Here is a 19,137-nt window from a genome sequence, read left to right on the forward strand (position 1 = left end):
GTGCGTATAATGTTCATTATGTAACTTGCTGGGGAAGAGCGGGGATTAACTTAATATCTTTATAATTCTAATTTCATTTTTATACTCAGCGATTCCAACCCATGTTTTAGCAAACATTTGATTTTTCTTAAACGAAATATATTGATCTAGTCTTTTTTCAAGTAATTCGTAATCATTACCAATCATGAATGTAAAACCAAATCCTCCATCTGACATTGTAAAAATCGAAGCATCATGCAATTCATCATCTTTGTAATACATTTTCTTAATTTTTTCAATTTTCTGCATCAAGTCATTTATTGAATTACGATTAAAACTTAACAGCTTTAATGAAACCAATGATTTACATGGAATAGATGAATTATCAATTTTTGATATTAATTCTTTAAATTTTAAATTTTTGAAATATGAAGGTTTCTTAATAGGTCTACCTTCAAAAAGATGCATATAATAATTGTTTATAAAGTCAGTTTCATTATCAAAGTATACATAATTGACTCCTTCATTTTTCGCTTTTTCAATAAATCGATCCAAATCTAAACCTCCTCTACTAATAAAATATCCCACTAAATCCATTTCTTCATATATGTGTGCATCATTGTACTCCAAAAATCTTGATCTAGAATCTAAATAATGAAATAATAGAGAAGGGGTTTCGAAAAAATCATTTATAGAAATTAAATCATACAAACTTATGATCCACGGAAAATATTTCTCAGAAAAAAAATTTAATTCGTCATCAGTTTTTATTTTAGGAATGATGTTGCCTAAAGGTTCTAGAGTTAAACTGACTAATTGAAAAACAGCATTTCGCGGCTTTTCAATTACAATTAATTTCCCATTTTTATCATAAAAATCTGCACCAATTTCAATAAAATCAATTGTTCGAACTGCCTGATCATATGATTTTTTTATTAAATCATTTAAGTGATCCTTTGTTTTATCTTTATGACCGGATTTTGCTTTTTCAGAAATAACATTTGCTTTTGCTTCAATAACAAATACATAATTATCAAAAACAATAATAGCGTCAGTCTCATATCTATTTTCACCGTCATAATAAAAGACATTCTTATAGATTTTTGATTCTGGTAAAAGTGAGGAAAAGTAATCTACACCAGTATCTAATAGAAAATCGTGTTTAATCTTTGTATACCTATCAAATAATTTTGTGTGTTTGCGGAATTCCTTTTTGTAAACCTCTTCCACCGCCCAATTAAAAAGGGGGATTGAAGGAATTAAATAACTTTCATTGTGCTTGATAATAGGTTTATGATGCAGATAGTTCAAAGGTTGATAAATCTTTTCATTTTCAGGGATTTCCAGGAATTGACAAGAATAAGTATTTAGAAAATTGTTTACTTCTGTTACATCAATATCGCAGAATTCCGCAAGTTCATCAACTGTGAAAACATAGCATTTACTAAAATTTTTGTAGAGTTGCGTAAGACTATGCTTAATGCACAAATCTCGAATGTCGATTTCACGCTTATTTATTACTTCTTCGAGGTTAACAATATTTGATCCAATACTTTCTGCCCCAACAACTCCTTTTTTATATTTTATTAATTGCTTTGCAAGTACTTTACCTTTTTCTATTGTTTCATCAGATGCAGTGGCATATTTTTTACGTAAAAATTCAACAATTTTCTTTCTTATAATTATTGTTGTATCGTGTGAAAACCCGAATATTTTTTCTATTTTATCATTAAATGGTTTGTAAAGTATTTTAGAAAAAGATAAATGATGTTCAGGATGACCGGGATTTCTTATATTAGCCGACTCTCTTTGTAAAGTCAAATTAATTTCGGACAATAAACTTTTATCCATTGGTTTTTCAGACATGGAAATAGCATCACTAAGAAAACAGAAGCGTAAAGCGGCTTCTTGAATTTTCTCGAAAGCAAACGGTAGTTCATCTTCGGAAATGATAGTTTGTTCAATAATCGGTTTTTTCAGGCAGTGAATTGCAACAGCTTCTGCAACAAAAAAGTGTTTATCTTCCCTATAATCTGAATATTCATTGCCATTGCGCAACGCATTATAAAATGCCAAATAGCTAATTAGATCTAAAGAATTGATTTTACCGGATATATCACAAATTATTTCAAAATTTTCCTGTAGCTTGACCGGGAGATCTTTTTTCCATTCATCGTAAATTTTTTCATGCTCTTCCATTCTAAGCTGTAAAAATCACGGATAAATTAAAATGAACTTAAATCAAAAGCGTAAGTATAATCAATCAAGGCATTGTCTTCCTGATTTTTAAGCCACGCTGTTTCTTTATGACTAATCTCCACCACTTCTTTGGTAGTTTTCCCTTTAAAAAATCTACAAACATTTTGCAATGTTTTTAGTTCATCTTCCGAAAACGACTGCCAATCTGAAAGCTTCTCGTCTCCTAAAAGGAACTGTTCGCCTACTTTACCATCCGGATATTCTATGTATTTTATTTTTACAAAACTATCCTTTTCCATTTTTTCAAAAAGACTTCTGAAGTTATCCGGAACCGGACCTCTTGCTATGGCTGCGTATCGGCAACCTGATATTGAAGAACCAAAATTTTTATATTGCAAAAAATCAGAATAAAAAAGTAATTTATTTAATAATGTTTTTTGTGGTTTCAAATTTTTAGCAAAGTATGCAACCATGGTTGCTAACCTGTTATAATCCGGCGATTTGTAACCCGTAAAGGGGCTTGGTTCTTTACCACCCAATAAAAACTCTTCAAAGGAAAAATCATCTTCAAAACCTACAAGTTTTGCATTGATTTTTGTAATTATTGATTTATAGTCTTTCTCCTTAATTATTGCTTTATTGCTTTCCAACATGTTTTTGAAAACAAAAGGACTGTCCGCTAAACGTATTGCCTTTGCATTCGAAATACTGGGAATTTCTCCATTTTCATAGAGAGCATACTGATTAGGACCAAAACCAAACAGTTCGCTCATTTTTGCAGCAGACAAGCCATATTTCTGACGAAGTTTTTTAATTTCTTCCGGGAACGGAATGTTATTCAATTCCCGGTATTTGTTATAAATCTGACGAAGGTTAACTTCATCTAATTCTGTGGTTACCACACTTTGTTTCGTGTCTTCACAATAATAACTAAGGTTTGTGTATTCGATTTCCTGTTTTCTGAAACTTACTTTTCTTGATTCTTTTTGTAGTTTCATTTCTTTTCCCGTGAAAGGACTTTTCATAATGTTCTCACTTAAATGGATAGTTCATAGGATACTTTGAGGTATGGAAAGAAATACATATTACATTAAGCGCGGTAATTGTAATTTTAATGTATACTTCCTTTTCTTTGACTTTCTTTCCGAAAACCCACATGGGTTCTATGCCATACTGATCGTTATCTAACGGACCTTCGGAATAGTCTTCCAGAACAAGCTTTTCGATATAAGCTTTTCTTTCAAGTGCTTTAATCTCTAACTCTGCGAGTGTTTGGGTGTTTACCTGCCTGTCGATAAAGAAAATTTCGCCTGCAGCGCTTACAGACTTCAGTTCTTTAAGAAACTGTGATACTTCATCTTTGGTGGCCAAGGTTGTAATCTTTGCGCAAAGATATAAAACAAAAATTAAACCACAAAGTTTTATTTATCATTTAATTTAACAATTTTATAAACTTTAAAGTTAGAATTTCATATAAATCGGAACTTCGCTTAAATTCATTGGAAGTGTCGGCAGACCATTACTTTCTTTTTGACCTTCTTCATAATTAATAATAAAAGCAAGATACATTATCGCAGCTCGAACTGTTTTTAACAACCGCAAAGTTTTACTTTCAAAATCATCACGGTTTATTATAAAAATAATTTCTTTGTCAGCATTAAAGAAATTACTATACAAATAAGTATCATACATTATTTTCAGGCCTTTGTGCTCAATAGAGTTTCGTAATTCGGCAATCTGTTTTGAATCTGGATCTAACACCTCATCATGTTCTTTAATGAAAAAATCTTTACTTAACCAGAATAACCCTCTTAAAGCCCAATTTTGAGAGTTTTGAAAATGCTCATGTAATGTTTTGTTATCTTTCTTGAACCAAACACTTCTAAAGTTTACGCGATTGTAGTTGTTTCCCAGTTTCAAATAATCATTTAGGAAATATGCAATTTTATCTAAAATTGAATAGGTGTTGCGAAAAGCACTTTTAGCGAGTTCAAGATTGTAAGAAAACAAAGCACTTTCCATAGTATCTACAATTACTACATCTTCGTCTGAAAAATGAGAATCTTGAAAAACGACTGATTTGTAATAGAAATATCTTGCAGTTGCAAATTCCTGCTTAAGTTGATTGTAAAGTGTGAAATATGTTGGTGGCGCTTTGGTTTCTAAGATTAAAGATGGCAAATTCAAGCAATCGTGAGAAGCAAATTTAGACGCTCCCAAATCGTTTAAAGGATTAATGTAAAGGTAATTTTCTAAACACCAATATCGGTAATTGTTCAGTTTTTCATTATCACCAAATTCAAAACTGTTTAAATTAAACTGTTCTGAAAGGATTTTTACATCATAAGTAGCATCCATATACGATTTCATCTTGTGAAATTGATTTGCAGCATCACCTTCAAGATATTCCTTAAAGTGTAATGCTTCTATGATTTTATGGTAGCCGTAGTTAATAAAATATAACTTATGTGAATTGTCAAAAATTTGATTTGAATAAAACATTAAGCCATGTCCACTATTTGCTAATGCCATGGGAAAATTAGGGAAAATATTTAATGCCTTGCGCCAATATTCCTGCGCTTCAATAAACCTGCCTATAAAAGAAAAAGTATTACCAAGATTAGTATAAATCTGACATTTCCTTAAGTCATCTATTTCTTCAAATCCTAGAGATGCAATTGCTTTTCGAAGATGGAATACCTCATGTGAAATTTCTTCCATTTCAAAATTCCAGGAATCGGGTGTGTTGAAATATTTTAATTTACGCAAATAGCCGTAGCCGTTTGCAATATCGTAATAAAGCAACGTTTGCAAAGGGGCTGATAATTCTTCTATTTGAATCTGACCAATTAAATCAAAAGCTTTACTAATACCTGAGATACTATTATTATCAAAAGAAAGATCAAACAATTCTCCAACAATATCTACCTGTTCTTTACCTGTAAGATTAGAAATATCAGTAATTAGCAAAAGGTCTTCAAACTTTTTCATGTAGTTACCAATGCGATTGTATCCTTTTAATTTTCTGATATCTATCCTGGTGAATCGCAACAATTTCATCGACTAAATATTCTCGCCACCCTATATGATTAAAAGGCTTTATAAAAATGATTGGAATATTATTCTTGCAATAGATTTCTTCACGTCTTCCATAGTCATTTAGACCGGGATTACCGATTACCTCAATGTAAATTCCCAATTCAGGCAGGTAAAAATCCGGACAAAATATGCGTGGGCGATTGCCATCATCTGTAAGAAATACAGGTTGCTCGAATGTCCAAAATATTTTAAGTTCTTTTAAGAAATTGCAGACTTCCAATTCTGCTTTTGACATACTGTCGTAGACGCTATTCATTTGGATTAATTTAAGTTGCTTAATCGTTCTTTAATTTCTATCCATTCAAACATTGGTTTTCCTTGTGAATTATATTTAGGCAGAACCTGATTTTCAAGTGGGTGCTTGTAGAAATCGCACAGTGGCAACGGTAAAGATTTAACAATACAATATTTTTCTAAATAATTAACGGAATTAGAACTGCTTTTGCCCAACCACGGATATCCCAACACACTAAGGGCATTATAATATATAAAAAGTTGTTCGTGACTTGTTAACTGCGCTCTTAAGTTGGTAATATAATTGTATTTTTCATCGTCTGAAAGTAATTCAGTTGGCTGATCATCTACAAACTTCACTATTTGAAAAAGGTGGCGAACATAATGGCTTAATTCTGAAGAATGACCAATGAAAGCACGATACCTAAACCTTATCCAAAAAGTACGTCTTTCATTTGAAAGATATTCGTAATCCGTTTCTTCAATTAATAAAAACATTTCTTTTACCTCCTCATAAATAGAAAACAACCTATCACTCATTAATTCTTTAAACAAAGGGTTATTACTATTATTGATCCCAAAGAAAAAAATTAAGTAGGCTAATTGGTAGAGTTCTTCCTCAGTATAATTAGAGGGGTTAGAATCGAAAGAATCAAAAAGGAGATATTTGTTATATAATATTTCGTAAGCACATTTCAACTCCTGAACAAGAGGATAAAAGACTTTAACACCCGCGTATTTATCTCCAATTGAAATTTCTCTTGTGTTTTCACGATGAATTTCTAAAAGATTATAATATTTATTCTCGAATTGCTCTTTGCTGATACGATTTTGGGCATCCAAAAAACGTGTTTCCTGTATTTTTGCATCATCTTGTTGTGATTTCTGATTTAAAAGAAACTGTTTCCGTTGCTCAATGTTCGCATCATATTGTGCCCAAAATGCTATAAAAGTTAGCATTGCTGCAATGATTGCAACACTCGGTCCCATAATACCACCAATGGTATCTCCTATTTCGTTAGGCTTGTCAATTTTAAATGACAAACAGCTGCTACACTGTGTTACTATCCAAGGTAAAAAGAGTATTATAAATATTGATATTCCAAAAGAAATCGATCCTACTTTTAAAATACTGTTAGGCTTTTTTTCAAGTTTTGAAATTATTTCTTCATCTGTAGAATTTTGCTGCATACTATCTTATTTTTTCAAGAATTATTCTTAATAAATGAAAGGCACTATTGTATGCTTTTTGGGCTTCAAGATTAGGAACTAACTCACCATGAAAAAGAACGTTCCGCATCTGATATAAAATTTCAATAAGAGCCCTTATTACCAAATGTCCGTAACAATTGGGGTTTTGTATATCGCGCTTTAATTTGTAGGCATCACACACATAATAATTTATTGGTGCTTCTCTTGGTTCATCCTGCATTACCGAAATTATATTTGATGGTTCAAGTTCCTGAAAGCACAGACGAACCTGTTCTTTCACCTGATTAGAAAGGCCTTGATAATGCACGTTATTTTGCAAATGAACTAAATCATATTCTGTATGTTGATAACTGAAAACACTTGAACTATCTGAAAGTTTGTTGACATTAATCTGCACAGAGGTTACCTCACCAACAAATCTACCGTCTGTTCTACGAAGAAAATATCGATTTCTGTTAAAATCAATACTTTTTTGATTTATAGTATTTCTTTCTTTTACAATATTATCAAATGATATTCTACCATCTCGCCCATTGATCTGTTGTGCTTGTAACTGAAAAATTAAAGTTGCCAAATGACTTTTGAACTCCAAGGATAGTTGAGAATCTGTTTCCAATAACATATTGATTGCATTTCTTACCGTATTTGCATCGTTCTTTATTGTATTGATTTTCTCTCTATCAGTATTTAGTTGAGGAAATGTATTGTTGTACCAAGCATTAAAGGGAATCCACGCTTTAATGTAATGCCCAATATAATCTATACTCGCCTGATCAATCCATCGATTTATGTTTTCCTGACTTACCGGCATATTAACTATTTTTATTAATAAACTCCAATGCTTTATCCTCGTTTTGCTCAATGGCAATTTCTACTGCCTGCTTTGCCACCTGCAATAAGCGTTCGCTTTCGTTTTTTAGTGTGAAACTTTCCTGAACTAATTTTCTGACTTCTTCTTGAGTTGTTCCATCAATTATTGGTACAGGAATATTTAAAAATTCATTTTTATTAATTGCGGTGAGGATTGTTCCTGAGCAATTTTGCTTTAAAATATTCTGCATTAATTCTGATTTGAAAAGTACTAGCAATGTTTCTGAATTAATTTTCTGTGAATTAATAACATAAAAACCTGTTGAACAAATTGCATTGTCGTACTCTTCTGGAACAATTGCACAACTTTGTAAAGAACCTTCAATGGAAGAAATAATAACATCTCCTTTTTCAATTTTTCTTCTTGCACGAGTAGGAAGATTGTGACCCAGATCAACAATGGCTCCTGTGACTTCACCCATAGATCCTATATTAGACAACTCAATATATTTGTATTCAATATTTCCTTTAGGGTTATAATTTGAATCTTTAATCGTGCAAACAGTATTTAGGTCTGAAAATCCATCTTTATTTTTTTTGATAAAATTCAGATAATCATCATATTTTGGCTGATAGTATTCAGCATCCAAACGCCCAGATTTAAGAAAAGAATCACATAAGGGTTTTGTATTAACGTTTTTATTTGAAATAGTCAAGTTATAAAGTCCTAATTTTCCTAGTAATATGCTTTCTGCTTTAGAATAATGCTCTTTAGACTGATTTAAAATTTTGAAAGATTTTTCAAAATGATTTGTAATAATTTCTTGAATGCTAAAAGAAATTTTTGGTATTCTTATTTCTCTAAATTTTGCAGGACTAAAATTGGATTGATTTCCCTGCATGGAATATTTCTCAATCTCTAACCTGCCATATTTTGAATTAAGGTAGGAAACAAGTGTTGCGGAGGTTATATAATCTTTCTTTGGACGAATTTTAAATAAATAGGAAGCATACGCAAAATCATAATTTCGCATAACAATTGCAGATTTACCTACAAATTTAGGATTGCCATTAGTTCTACAAATCAAAATATCTTCTTTAATTAGTTTTAATGATTCGTAAACTTCTTTTGAAATTCTATTGCAATATTTGGCTGGGGTTCCAATAAAATAACTATCAAACTCGTTAAGTCTCAATACTGGATATCCATTGTAATTTTCATTCAATTCTTCAGAAGTACCATATTGGACAAAATCAATTATATCATCACCAGAAAAATAATCATTTAAATTAAATGATATCGAAGTATAATATTCTGATTCTAATCTAAAGGTTGATGTAAATGTGGATAATAAATTAACCACTTTAATTTCAAGCCCTTCCAACAATTTGTTGTATTTCTCTTGGTTGAAAGGGCCTAGTTCTTTCCCGCGAAAGAGAGTTTTTCTTTTTTGGCAAATTCTATAAATGCTTCTGCTATACCGTCTTTTGTGAGTCCTTCGTGGTTGAACAAATCGTGTTTTACAATAAGGTGGCCGTGTGTATCCAGTAAGAATTCTTCAAGATCCATGGGTTCTTCATCATACACATCTACTGCTACATCCTCCAAATCCTCGTTTTTGGTTTTTTTGGCGGACTTCGGATAATCTTTTTTCTTTACATAAATTTTTTCTCCAGAATTGTCTTTGCTTGGCTCCTGCATTGTAGCAAAGAAGATTGGGTAATCTTCCACTTTAGGACACAATTTATCATCCCATTTCTGAACCAATAAAACTGAAGTTTTTGTGCCTGTGTGTGGTTTAAAAACATTTCCGTGCAAGCCAACAACACCTAAAATACGGCAATGCTCCGCAATGTATTCCCGGATCTGTTTATCCGAACTGTTGTTGAAACGACCTTGAGGTAAAACAATTGCCATACGACCCCCCGGTTTCAGGAAATCTAAATTTCTTTCAATGAACAGAATATCTCTACCTACTTTGGTTTGGTATTTACCATCCGGCTTTTTACCCAAATCGTATTTTGCCAGAATTCTGCTTTCTTTGATATCTCCAGCAAAAGGAGGATTTGCCATCAGGATATCAAAAGTGAAATCACGATTACTGTTTTTGTTGGCTCTTAATTTTTTAAGTTTTTTCCAACCCTCAAAATAAGTGTCTTGCCAATCTTCGTCTTCTGTTTTTTCATCCCAACGCTCCCAATCTAAAGTATTGAGGTGTAAAACATTTGTTTGTCCATCACCTGCAATCAGATTTAGGGTTCTTGCTACGCGAACTGCTCTTTCATCAAAATCTATTGCAAATACTTTATCGTTGACATAATCCGTGCATTCCTGCGGTTTTTCCTCCAAAGTAAACAGGTGGCTTTTATCCAGACCTTTGCTTTTAAGAATGTTTTCCCATACATGAAAAATCGTGTGAACCGGAAAACCACAACTCCCTGCAGCGGTGTCGATAATTGTTTCTTCTCTGTGAGGATTCAACATTTTCACACACATATCAATCACATATCGCGGTGTAAAATATTGTCCTTTTTCCCCTTTACTGCTTTTGTTAATGAGATATTCAAAGGCTTCATCTACTACATCTAAATTTGAATTGAACAGTTTAACATCCTGCAAGGAAGCCACACAAACTGATAAGTGAGAGGGCGTTAACATGATTTTTGCATCATCTGTAAATACGCCTTCCCATTTCTTCTTAGCATTATCAAACAGTTTCTGAATTTTTTCTTTCAATTCAGATTCTGTATCGCCGTAATTTCTAAACTCCAAATTTCTGTCTGCATTTCTACCACTCTGCATTTCATCAAACAATTTTGTGAAAATGAGTTTGAACAATTCTTCAAAAACATCCACACCGGCATTTGCCAATACTTCGTCTTCCATTTCCAGAATAAGATCCTTCAATGATTTTCTTTCGGATACCAGTTTATCTTTTTTGATCAGATCTGCAATTTTCCATCTTTCTTTTAGAACATCAGAAAGTTTTTCCAACGCTGTTGGCAACTGCGATAAATCCTCAAAATAGTTAGGATCTTTACGGTGGTAATAAGAAATTGAATCTCCGTTACTCCAAACACCAATAGGTGCACCTGTTGCATTACAGTAGGATTTTAACTGCTCTTTACCGTCTTTTAATTTGGGTTTTTTAAGTTCCACCATAATGTATGGCGAAGTGGTTTTGTCCTTATCGAAAATGACAATATCAGCACGTTTTTTTTCACGACCAAAGGCCACTGCATATTCCAATTCCATACGGTCTGTAGGATAATCCAAGTCTTCAGTAAGCGTTAAGAGGTAAAGTTGCCTAATTGCTTCTTCCGGTGTAAGTTTTATATCTTTTTTGCGGACAATGCAACTGATATAAGGAACTTCTTTATCTTTTACCGTTTTTGTGAAAATTGAGTTTTCAAATTTTTTTATTTTTTCTTCTGAAAACTGGGTTAGTTTATAGTTGGAATCTTTGAGGAATTCTGATAGTGTCATTAAATTGAGTTGTTGGGTATTCTTACAAAAATAGGATAAAACAAACTAAAAAATTGATCTAACAGCGATTTTATTTTATAAAAAAGCCAAAAGTAAATCAAATGCTACCTCCTTTTATCTTTTGACTCCTCGTCATACCCAAACTGGTTAAACATCTCCCTCATCCTAGATCTCAAACGATTTCCGTAAATGGATTCAATTTCTCCGGTGGTGAGGTGGGTTATGATTCCTTTTTCTTTAAAAAGATCGTAACGTGTGAGCAGATTACTACATACAATTAGTACACAATCTTCAAAGATACTTTAAACTTATTAAAAAAAACTTTTCTTTCAAGGAATTTTTGTTCATTCACTTATTAGGCGAGAAAGATTTTCGTTAAAAAGAATCAAACTTCTCCATAGCTGTTGCTTTTATTTCATCAGCAATATCAATATATGGCTTCATTGCCTTATCATCACTATGTCCTGTCCATTTCATAACCACTTGAGGTGGAATTCCCAAAGACAAAGCATTGCAAACAAAGGTTCTCCTTCCAGCATGAGTACTCATAAGTGAATATTTTGGTAAAACTTCTTCAATCCTTTCATTACCTTTAAAATAAGTTTGGGTAACTAGTTCATCTATCTCAGCTAATTCAGCTAGTTCTTTTAAATAATCGTTCATTTTTTGATTACTGATTACAGGCAAAGCTTTATTATGCTCAAATTCTACATCGATATATTTGTTTAGAAGTTTTCGGCTATAACTATTCAATTCTATTATCAAATTATCTGCTGTTTTGAGTGTTGTTATCTCTAAGTAACCGTCCTTTACATCAGATCTTTTCAAATTAAACACATCCGAATATCTCAATCCCGTAAAGCATTGAAATAAAAAAACATCTCTTATTTTTTCAAGATAGCTTTTATCCGTAGGTATTTCATATTCAGTAAATCTCTTTAACTCAGACTTGTTCAAAAAAATGATTTTCTTTTGAACATTTTTAATTTTTGGTTTAAACTTTTCAAACTCTCCACTTTTTGTATAACCTTTCTTCATAGCCCATTTCAAAAACCACTTCAATGCAGCAAGCTCTTTTGAAATTGTTGAATTCTTGTGATTCTTCCCTTCTAAATATCGCTGATAATTTGAAAGATATTGCTCATTAAATTTCTCAAATGAAATATCATGGTCAAACTCTTCCAATACTTTTTTCTGCGTTTTCATTTTTTGAAGAGTCCTGAAATTCCATTGACTGTTAATTGATTCTTCATTAACAAACATATCATATATCTCAAAAAAATTCTTTTCAGATTTCAGTTCTTCCTTAGGCGTTCTTCCAATCTCAACATTAAACCATTCCCTAAACTGGTCTTGGTTAGGTATCAAATCATCAATTTCATATTTCTGAAATGTTTTCTCACAAGCGGATTCAAATAGTTGTATCTTTCTATTTATAACACTTGCCGAGACTTTTTTGTTCCCGTGAGTTGTATTGGCTTTGCATCGTTGTGTTTCTGTGCTCCATTTTTGTATTTCTACTCTATATCCCAAATTGAAAGCCACAATATTGCCATCCCACTTAATACGATATCGCATTTTTGCAGTAGGGTTGTCTTTTTCCCTATCAAGAAGAAATTGAGCGTGATATTTTATATTCATATTAGAAAAAATTGATTATCTATTTTCAATAGAACCCAATTTAAAGTCCCGTATTGACACTCCTTCTGCTTTAATCAAGTCATCTAAGGAGTATTTTAAAGTTTTTATAAGTTGGTTATCGGCATAAATATTTATTGTTTTGGACAATGTTGAAGAAGTTGTTTGTTCTGAACCGCCTTTATGGGTATAGATTTTTAAAGAGAAATATAAAACAGGCTCGCTGGTTTCAATAAATTCAATGGGCTTTAATGAATTTTCTGATAATCCTGCTTCATTTCTATAATTTGTAAACTCTTGGGAAATCTTCATTAACTCATTGAAAGATTTATAATTAAAGCCTCCCGCTTCATCTTTCCAAGTATTCTTTCCCATTGTATTTGTAACAACTGAAATTTCCGTATTACTTTTACTAACAATCTGTTCTATATTTCCACTATTCACTTTTACAATACGAAGCCACATGTTTTGATTGTATTTCTCAAAGTCCCCCGCATTTACTATCTCAATTTTCAACTTTCTTTGAGTTTTTATCAAATCTGCTTTTTCATCTTCTATTTTCTTATTTTCTTTTTCCTGATATTTTGTAAAAACCTTTTGTGCGATTTCTCCATCTCTACTTTTCCAATTATTAAAAGCATTTTTCTTCTGCTGAGCAATCACGATTCCCCCAAATAAAATAGCACTAATTATTAAAATCCTCTTCATAGTTATTTTTTTAAAATTTCAAGAAGTATAGTAACCTGTCTCATGCTGTCCGATAGTTGCTCTTGACTGGTTTTCAATCTTTCTGTTAGTTCTTTTTGTATTTCTTGATAGCCTTTTTGAAGTTCTATCATATTAGAAAACTCGCTATGCGAAATAGTAACATTTCCACTAATATTTCCATTAATGTTGCTGTTTACATTATTTCCTGAGCCATTATTATTAATGTTTTGGTTGTTTGTTTTTAGCATTTCACCAGATTCCGAAATAAACCACTCCGGATTCAAATCGGGATAAGTGTATAGTATTTTTTCAATAGTATCTGAGTTGAGTCCCGAGTTGTTTTTTATAGCTCTGCCAATTAAACCAACAGACAAACCAGCTTCAACAGTGATTTTATTGGGGTTTAAGCCTTTGTAGGTCATGTAATTTTGCAATCTTTCAGTTATAGTCATCTTTAAAATTTTTTGTTTTTGAGATTAAAATATAGATATATTTCAATATTTATTCTATATTTGCAATACAAATATAGTTAAATATATACAAATAAGTATTTTTTTAGAATAAATTACAATAAAAATTTCAAAATGGAAGATTATAATAGACCAATTTGGCAATTGACCATAGGAGAATTTGTGGAAATTTTAGATGCCAGAAAACAAGAATCATCAGAAAACCCCACACAAGAAAAGGTATTTAATGAAAAGTATGTTTACGGTCTTTCTGGATTAGCAAGAATATTGGGATGCTCTAAAAATCATGCAGGAAAATTGAAAAGTAAGGGAATTTTTGATGAAGCCATCATTCAAAATGGGAGAAAAATTATCATTGATTCCGAAAAAGCATTAGAACTTTTTAAAGATAACAGCTGATGGAAAACATAACCCCACAAACACCTCTTTGCAATCTGACCGTAAAAGAATTTTTAGAGATATCTAAAAATTTAAATTCTGAAAATATGTATGAATACGGTTTAAAAGGTTTGGCAAAAATTCTGGGCTGTTCCGTTTCAAAAGCATCCAAGATTAAATCTTCAGGAATTTTGGATGAAGCCATCATTCAGAAAGGAAACATCATCATTATCGACAAGAAAAAGGCTATAGAACTTTTTGCAAGCAGTTAGAAATGTATTACTTGGAACTTATCGACCGATTTTGGGACTTCAATCAGAAGGCAAGACTTGGCTCTTCGGCAATTTCGCTCTATCTGTACCTTTTGAAATTAGGAAAGGACAACGATAGTTATAAGGTCGTTATTTCCGATGTTGCACTCGGTAATGCATTGGGAATAACTAGAAAAACCGTAAAACCGACCAAAGATAAACTTCGCGAGTTGGGTCTTGTTGAATTTGAGTCCAAAAGTGGATTTCCTTGTAATTACAGAATTCTGTTAAATTACTTATCTGATATTCCCATACTGGAGAAAATAGAGAAGGAAAAAATCGAAAAAGTACCAAGTTTGGAGATTGGTGAAAAACATGAAACTTTAAAGAGAAGTGATTCGTCCAAGGAAGTTGTTCCCAAAATCAGTAAATCTAGTGATAAAGTTTCCATTACTGATACTTCCAAAAGCAGCAAGTCAAAAATTATTCCCGAATTGGAAGAATTTATTCAGTTTGCAACAACTTTAGAGGATTATCAGCCTCTTTTGGACTCTGTAATTGAAGAAAAATATCATTCGTGGATAGAAAACGACTGGCGGAATAGTTCTGGAAGACCCATTTCCAACTGGAAATCCTCATTAAAAAGTATCCTGCCCTATTTGAAGAATAGTCAAAATGATGATACAGTTTCCGTCGATTCCATTCCAAATATCAAACGACCGAAAACATCATGAAATCAATAAAAAGTCGATTTCATTTCTAACAAATCGTAAAAACTTAAAACAATGAAAATATCTGACTTAAAACCTGGTCAAAAAGTAACCATCAATAAAATATCTTACGAATATCTGGGTATCCAGAAAGTGAGGATCCCCAATATAGGAGAAGCCGAAAAAAGGGTGTTCAAAGCAACTGGTGTTGATTCCTACAAACACTACAATCTCATTGATGGAGACAAAACACTGAAAAGTGAGAAAATAAAACTAGTAAAGAAAACTGTTCGAACCAAATAATTACCATCTGAAATCAGGAAATAAGAAACCAGGAACATTAAGAATAGAAAATGTCTTTATCTGAAAAAGATTTGCGCCATGTCCGAAAGAAGTTTGAGGACAAGGGAGAAAAAGTTCCCGACAAGATTCGGCTGGGAAACCATTTCGTGGACGACTTTATTTTTGATGACCAACAAGCGGCGGACATCCCAATCAATGCGCTTCGAGTCATTTTCAATATCGTTGCAATTATCGGCAATGAACAGTTTCGTCCCGAAGACCGTCCGAAGCAACTTTCCCTATTTGATGAAGAATTTGAAACAGAAAATAACATTTTCGCCTCCATCAAAATCCGGAACAGTAAAATTTCTCCGAGTGGTTCCACAAAGCAGGTTGTGGATGCATACGAGTTTCTCGCCAAATTTAAGATGGGATGGTACAAATCGCTTAATTCAAAAGGGAAAGAAATCAAAACATTTGGCGGACTTATTTCTACGCCAACCTATGACCAAAGAGGTTTTACCACATTTCTAATTAGCAGTTACTGGCTGAAAAAATTATTGGTTATTCCCGAATATAATTATGTACTCTATCATCTGGTGTATAATATCAGAAACAACAAACACATTATTTTCTCCATCTGGCTTTCAAAAATTCCCGAATCGGGAACAATGCTGAAGCTGGGTAATTTCAATAAAAAGTTTGGGTTAAATTATAAAAATACCAAAGATTTCTGCTTCAAATTTCTAAAGCCCATCAAAATCAATCTCGACAGATACAATAGTTTTTCTTTCCAATACAGGTATGAAAAGGATTCCATATTTATTGTTCCTATCTTAACCAAAGGATTTTCTCATCCATTTGAAGAAGCAAAAAAACTTATAGAATCAAACCAAGAGAATTTTAACCAAAGTCATAAAATTAACCGAAGATTGCTCTATTTCAAAAAACGATATAGATTAGACGAAGCCGAAACAGTCCAGTTTTTCCATCAATACGAAAATATACCGCAGACAAGGGAACTGATTGAAAGAGCCTTCAAGGAATTTATTAGGAACTGCAGAATGAGAAAGATAGCATCGACCGACTTTAAAGGTCAAAAATTTCTTATTGAAATTCAGGCACACATCAAGCATTTGTATAGAAATACAAAAATGGGAGAAATATTCCCTAATGGCTATCCGATGATTGTCTGATTTCGGAATTGCACTCACCACCAATTCGGAATTGCACTCACTAAAGTTAAAGAAATGTTAAAAATGAACAAAATAACAGCATCGAATTCGGAATTGCACTCACCCGAAGATTTAGAAAACACAAAAATTCTGGATAACCTAGCTGTTTTGTGGATAACTACGGTTATCAGAATAAATGGAAAAATCGATTCGGAATTGCACTCACCCCAAAACAGGCTTTATTTCGGAATTGCACTCACCCAGATTTCGGAATTGAACTCACTAGTTTTCGGAATTGAACTCACCGAAAAACACCATCAAATCCTTTGTGGCAAAAGAAGAATGCCGTTTGCTAAAAGTATTATAAAAGTAAATTAAAAGTCTTTTTTTATTTAAAAGGGAAATGTGGATAAGTAATTTGCATTAAAAGAAAAAAAATGAATTGCGAAAAAGTCAAGCAAAACGTCGGAATTCGGGCGGTTTTGGAGTCGTTCGGGCTGTTTCCGGTCAAAGAAAATCCGAAAACTGCGTTTTATTTTGCGTTGGACCGGGAGGAAAAAATTCCAAGTCTGGCGGTCGATTTTGTCAAAAACAAGGCGTTCGATTTTGGAAATGGAAAAAGTTACGATGTGATTTCAATTGTCCAACAGATAAAGAAATGTTCTGTTTCAGAAGCATTGAAATGCCTTTCAACATTGGATTTTAGAGTTCAAAATGAAATAAAATATCACGAAACTACTGGTCAAACATGCAATCAGATTTTAGAAATCAAAGAAATCCAGCATCCTGCCTTAATTCAGTATCTGAAGTCCCGAAGAGTTTTTGAGCAAAAGCATAGGGTTAAGGAAATTCACTACGAATTGAAAGGAAGAAAATATTTCGGAATTGGATTTCAGAATAAGTCCGGAGGTTTTGAGATTCGCAATCCACAGTCAAAAATATGTTTGGGAAAGAAGGATGTGACGTTGATTGTTAATGATGATAATCTCAAGAACGAGATTCTCATATTTGAGGGCTTTTTCGATTATCTGACCTACCGAAATTTAGACAAATCAGATAACTCAAACTGTGATTACTTGACTTTAAATTCAACCGCAATGTTTTTCAAGGTGGAAGAAAAACTGAAACAATATGAGAAAATTTCACTTTTTCTAGACAATGATAAGAATGGGAAATCGGTTAAATTAAAAATTAAAAGTCAATACAAAAATGTAGAGGATTGCTCTTTAATTTATCATGATTTTAAGGATTTGAACGAGTGGTTTTGTAATATTTGATCAGTTTAAATCATTGGAGAAACCATTTTCCAATGAATTTCCTTTAGTATTCCATTGACAACAACGTCCACTGAGTAATTTCCCAACTGCGGTTGGGCTTTTACATTTGCAAATGTAGGACGGCACCATCCGCACAAAAAAATCTTTTTGGGTTTCTAAAAAAATTCTTTCCACAAGCTCCAACAATTTTTCCAGACACTCCTAAATCCTTCGGACAAAAAGATTTCAAGCCCGATTCGGAATTTTCTGCCTTTATCCAGCGGAACCGAATCGGGTTTTGTATGGATGGTGCCGTCCTATGTTCATGGGCAAAGAAAAAGCCGGAACCTCAGTTGTACGAATCAAATCAACCATAGACGTTCTTTGAAATCAACGGAAAAACAATAAAAATCCAGCAAAAAATACTGTTTTCTAACTTAATATAAAAAAAGAAAAATGCCGAGTGTCCTCGATACCAAATCAATTCACTCTCAACATTTGACCTTTGACAAAACAAAAATTAACAAAATATTAACATTTTAAAATTTAAGATTATGAACACAATCGTAGGTAGAATTACCAAAAATGCAGAAATCAACACCTTGAAAAACGATAAACAGGTCGTAAACTTTTCGGTAGCAACCAATGACAGTGAATTACTAAAAAAAGTGGAATTGAAAAGCATGTGCGGCTAAATATTTAGGCTTTTCAATTCAAGACTTCATCCCGCATTTTGCAAATACTATGTGCCTGTTGCACAACCTCTTTTCAAAGATACGGTAAAAAGATTTCAGAAATAGAAAATGTGGTTATAAACGGGTTTAAAATATTGAAAATCAATTGTATATATCGTTTATTCTCCGTAAATTAGCGTATGCAAGGCAGAAAAACATTTGAACCGAAAATCTTCTACGAACTCAGCCTGGAGGGGCTCGTTCCCCAGGATGATTTCTACCGTAAAATCAGTCAGGAAGTACCCTTTAGCTTCCTCTACAAGTCAACCTCTCATTATTACGGCCGTTGCGGGCAGGACAGCATCGATCCTGTGGTCTTTTTCAAGATACTGTTAGTGGGCTACCTGAACAATTTAAACAGCGGCCGCGCCTTGCTGCGGTTCTGTTCAGACGGCCTCTCCAGCCGCCTTTTCCTGGGCTACGACCTGGATGAGGAGCTTCCGTGGCATTCCACCATATCCAGGACGCGGGCGCTTTTCGGGGAGGAACTCTTTATGAAACTGTTCCAAAAAATC

General features: G+C 32.9%; 21 protein-coding genes. 9 read left to right on the forward strand and 12 right to left on the reverse strand.

Annotated features, from left to right (window positions below):
- Positions 1-45 precede the first annotated feature (45 nt).
- The 12 genes from AP75_RS11625 to AP75_RS11680 all read right to left on the reverse strand — a co-directional run bounded on the left by AP75_RS11625 (position 46) and on the right by AP75_RS11680 (position 13,818).
- Positions 46-2,178, reverse strand: a complete 2,133-nt coding sequence (locus AP75_RS11625; protein WP_088264805.1) for an NERD domain-containing protein — start codon at positions 2,176-2,178, stop codon at positions 46-48.
- Positions 2,179-2,204: 26 nt separating this feature from the next.
- Positions 2,205-3,203: a type II TA system antitoxin MqsA family protein gene (locus AP75_RS11630; protein ID WP_076784392.1), complete on the reverse strand. Its 999-nt coding sequence runs from the start codon at positions 3,201-3,203 to the stop codon at positions 2,205-2,207.
- 7 nt (positions 3,204-3,210) lie between these two features.
- Positions 3,211-3,549: a type II toxin-antitoxin system MqsR family toxin gene (locus AP75_RS11635; RefSeq protein WP_088264806.1), complete on the reverse strand. Its 339-nt coding sequence runs from the start codon at positions 3,547-3,549 to the stop codon at positions 3,211-3,213.
- 90 nt (positions 3,550-3,639) lie between these two features.
- A complete protein-coding gene (locus AP75_RS11640) occupies positions 3,640-5,169 on the reverse strand; it encodes an LA2681 family HEPN domain-containing protein (RefSeq protein WP_088264807.1) in 1,530 nt (509 codons plus the stop codon).
- Between the two features lie 4 nt (positions 5,170-5,173).
- Positions 5,174-5,512 (reverse strand): hypothetical protein, encoded by a 339-nt coding sequence (locus AP75_RS11645; RefSeq protein WP_031504028.1) that lies wholly within the window; start codon positions 5,510-5,512, stop codon positions 5,174-5,176.
- A 26-nt stretch (positions 5,513-5,538) separates the two neighbouring features.
- On the reverse strand, positions 5,539-6,702 hold the full coding sequence (locus AP75_RS11650) for a putative phage abortive infection protein (protein WP_088264808.1): 1,164 nt from the start codon (positions 6,700-6,702) through the stop codon (positions 5,539-5,541).
- Between the two features lies 1 nt (position 6,703).
- Entirely contained in the window at positions 6,704-7,585 is an 882-nt protein-coding gene (locus AP75_RS11655) for a hypothetical protein (RefSeq protein ID WP_088264809.1), read from the reverse strand.
- Positions 7,536-8,918: a restriction endonuclease subunit S domain-containing protein gene (locus AP75_RS11660; RefSeq protein WP_143755872.1), complete on the reverse strand. Its 1,383-nt coding sequence runs from the start codon at positions 8,916-8,918 to the stop codon at positions 7,536-7,538. Before AP75_RS11660 ends, AP75_RS11655 begins: the two co-directional genes overlap by 50 nt.
- Before the next feature lie 32 nt (positions 8,919-8,950).
- A complete protein-coding gene (locus AP75_RS11665) occupies positions 8,951-11,020 on the reverse strand; it encodes an N-6 DNA methylase (RefSeq protein ID WP_031504015.1) in 2,070 nt (689 codons plus the stop codon).
- Positions 11,021-11,395: 375 nt separating this feature from the next.
- On the reverse strand, positions 11,396-12,661 hold the full coding sequence (locus tag AP75_RS11670) for a site-specific integrase (protein ID WP_088264811.1): 1,266 nt from the start codon (positions 12,659-12,661) through the stop codon (positions 11,396-11,398).
- 15 nt (positions 12,662-12,676) lie between these two features.
- Positions 12,677-13,366 carry a hypothetical protein gene (locus AP75_RS11675; protein WP_088264812.1) on the reverse strand — a complete coding sequence of 230 codons (690 nt, stop codon included), beginning with the start codon at positions 13,364-13,366 and terminating at the stop codon, positions 12,677-12,679.
- 2 nt (positions 13,367-13,368) lie between these two features.
- Positions 13,369-13,818: a hypothetical protein gene (locus AP75_RS11680; RefSeq protein WP_088264813.1), complete on the reverse strand. Its 450-nt coding sequence runs from the start codon at positions 13,816-13,818 to the stop codon at positions 13,369-13,371.
- Between the two features lie 132 nt (positions 13,819-13,950).
- On the opposite strand from AP75_RS11680, the gene AP75_RS11685 reads away from it, so the two are divergent.
- The 9 genes from AP75_RS11685 to AP75_RS11730 all read left to right on the forward strand — a co-directional run.
- Positions 13,951-14,235: a DUF3853 family protein gene (locus AP75_RS11685; RefSeq protein ID WP_024564040.1), complete on the forward strand. Its 285-nt coding sequence runs from the start codon at positions 13,951-13,953 to the stop codon at positions 14,233-14,235.
- Positions 14,235-14,486 carry a DUF3853 family protein gene (locus tag AP75_RS11690; RefSeq protein ID WP_031504010.1) on the forward strand — a complete coding sequence of 84 codons (252 nt, stop codon included), beginning with the start codon at positions 14,235-14,237 and terminating at the stop codon, positions 14,484-14,486. Before AP75_RS11685 ends, AP75_RS11690 begins: the two co-directional genes overlap by 1 nt.
- A gap of 2 nt (positions 14,487-14,488) precedes the next feature.
- Complete coding sequence (locus AP75_RS11695) at positions 14,489-15,199, forward strand: ribonuclease H family protein (protein WP_031504008.1); 711 nt, start codon at positions 14,489-14,491, stop codon at positions 15,197-15,199.
- A gap of 51 nt (positions 15,200-15,250) precedes the next feature.
- Positions 15,251-15,478 carry a hypothetical protein gene (locus AP75_RS11700; protein WP_024564043.1) on the forward strand — a complete coding sequence of 76 codons (228 nt, stop codon included), beginning with the start codon at positions 15,251-15,253 and terminating at the stop codon, positions 15,476-15,478.
- Between the two features lie 50 nt (positions 15,479-15,528).
- On the forward strand, positions 15,529-16,653 hold the full coding sequence (locus AP75_RS11705) for a hypothetical protein (protein WP_024564044.1): 1,125 nt from the start codon (positions 15,529-15,531) through the stop codon (positions 16,651-16,653).
- 63 nt (positions 16,654-16,716) lie between these two features.
- Positions 16,717-17,010 (forward strand): hypothetical protein, encoded by a 294-nt coding sequence (locus tag AP75_RS11710; RefSeq protein WP_143755874.1) that lies wholly within the window; start codon positions 16,717-16,719, stop codon positions 17,008-17,010.
- Between the two features lie 59 nt (positions 17,011-17,069).
- On the forward strand, positions 17,070-17,909 hold the full coding sequence (locus tag AP75_RS11715) for a toprim domain-containing protein (protein ID WP_031504003.1): 840 nt from the start codon (positions 17,070-17,072) through the stop codon (positions 17,907-17,909).
- Positions 17,910-18,442: 533 nt separating this feature from the next.
- Positions 18,443-18,583: a single-stranded DNA-binding protein gene (locus AP75_RS11725; protein WP_242589808.1), complete on the forward strand. Its 141-nt coding sequence runs from the start codon at positions 18,443-18,445 to the stop codon at positions 18,581-18,583.
- A gap of 179 nt (positions 18,584-18,762) precedes the next feature.
- On the forward strand, positions 18,763-19,137 hold a 375-nt coding region (locus tag AP75_RS11730), incomplete at its 3' end, for a transposase (protein WP_143755876.1).

The organism is Kaistella haifensis DSM 19056 (assembly GCF_000735695.2).
Classification (GTDB): Bacteria; Bacteroidota; Bacteroidia; order Flavobacteriales; family Weeksellaceae; genus Kaistella; species Kaistella haifensis.

What these genes read in the sequence shown, in the direction of transcription:
- AP75_RS11625 (WP_088264805.1), bottom strand. Translation starts at nt 2,178, where the DNA reads ATGGAAGAGCATGAAAAAATTTACGATGAATGGAAAAAAGATCTCCCG.
- AP75_RS11630 (WP_076784392.1), bottom strand. Translation starts at nt 3,203, where the DNA reads ATGAAAAGTCCTTTCACGGGAAAAGAAATGAAACTACAAAAAGAATCA.
- AP75_RS11640 (WP_088264807.1), bottom strand. Translation starts at nt 5,169, where the DNA reads ATGAAAAAGTTTGAAGACCTTTTGCTAATTACTGATATTTCTAATCTT.
- AP75_RS11645 (WP_031504028.1), bottom strand. Translation starts at nt 5,512, where the DNA reads ATGTCAAAAGCAGAATTGGAAGTCTGCAATTTCTTAAAAGAACTTAAA.
- AP75_RS11650 (WP_088264808.1), bottom strand. Translation starts at nt 6,702, where the DNA reads ATGCAGCAAAATTCTACAGATGAAGAAATAATTTCAAAACTTGAAAAA.
- AP75_RS11665 (WP_031504015.1), bottom strand. Translation starts at nt 11,020, where the DNA reads ATGACACTATCAGAATTCCTCAAAGATTCCAACTATAAACTAACCCAG.
- AP75_RS11670 (WP_088264811.1), bottom strand. Translation starts at nt 12,661, where the DNA reads ATGAATATAAAATATCACGCTCAATTTCTTCTTGATAGGGAAAAAGAC.
- AP75_RS11675 (WP_088264812.1), bottom strand. Translation starts at nt 13,366, where the DNA reads ATGAAGAGGATTTTAATAATTAGTGCTATTTTATTTGGGGGAATCGTG.
- AP75_RS11680 (WP_088264813.1), bottom strand. Translation starts at nt 13,818, where the DNA reads ATGACTATAACTGAAAGATTGCAAAATTACATGACCTACAAAGGCTTA.
- AP75_RS11685 (WP_024564040.1), top strand. Translation starts at nt 13,951, where the DNA reads ATGGAAGATTATAATAGACCAATTTGGCAATTGACCATAGGAGAATTT.
- AP75_RS11690 (WP_031504010.1), top strand. Translation starts at nt 14,235, where the DNA reads ATGGAAAACATAACCCCACAAACACCTCTTTGCAATCTGACCGTAAAA.
- AP75_RS11695 (WP_031504008.1), top strand. Translation starts at nt 14,489, where the DNA reads ATGTATTACTTGGAACTTATCGACCGATTTTGGGACTTCAATCAGAAG.
- AP75_RS11700 (WP_024564043.1), top strand. Translation starts at nt 15,251, where the DNA reads ATGAAAATATCTGACTTAAAACCTGGTCAAAAAGTAACCATCAATAAA.
- AP75_RS11705 (WP_024564044.1), top strand. Translation starts at nt 15,529, where the DNA reads ATGTCTTTATCTGAAAAAGATTTGCGCCATGTCCGAAAGAAGTTTGAG.
- AP75_RS11710 (WP_143755874.1), top strand. Translation starts at nt 16,717, where the DNA reads ATGAACAAAATAACAGCATCGAATTCGGAATTGCACTCACCCGAAGAT.
- AP75_RS11715 (WP_031504003.1), top strand. Translation starts at nt 17,070, where the DNA reads ATGAATTGCGAAAAAGTCAAGCAAAACGTCGGAATTCGGGCGGTTTTG.
- AP75_RS11725 (WP_242589808.1), top strand. Translation starts at nt 18,443, where the DNA reads ATGAACACAATCGTAGGTAGAATTACCAAAAATGCAGAAATCAACACC.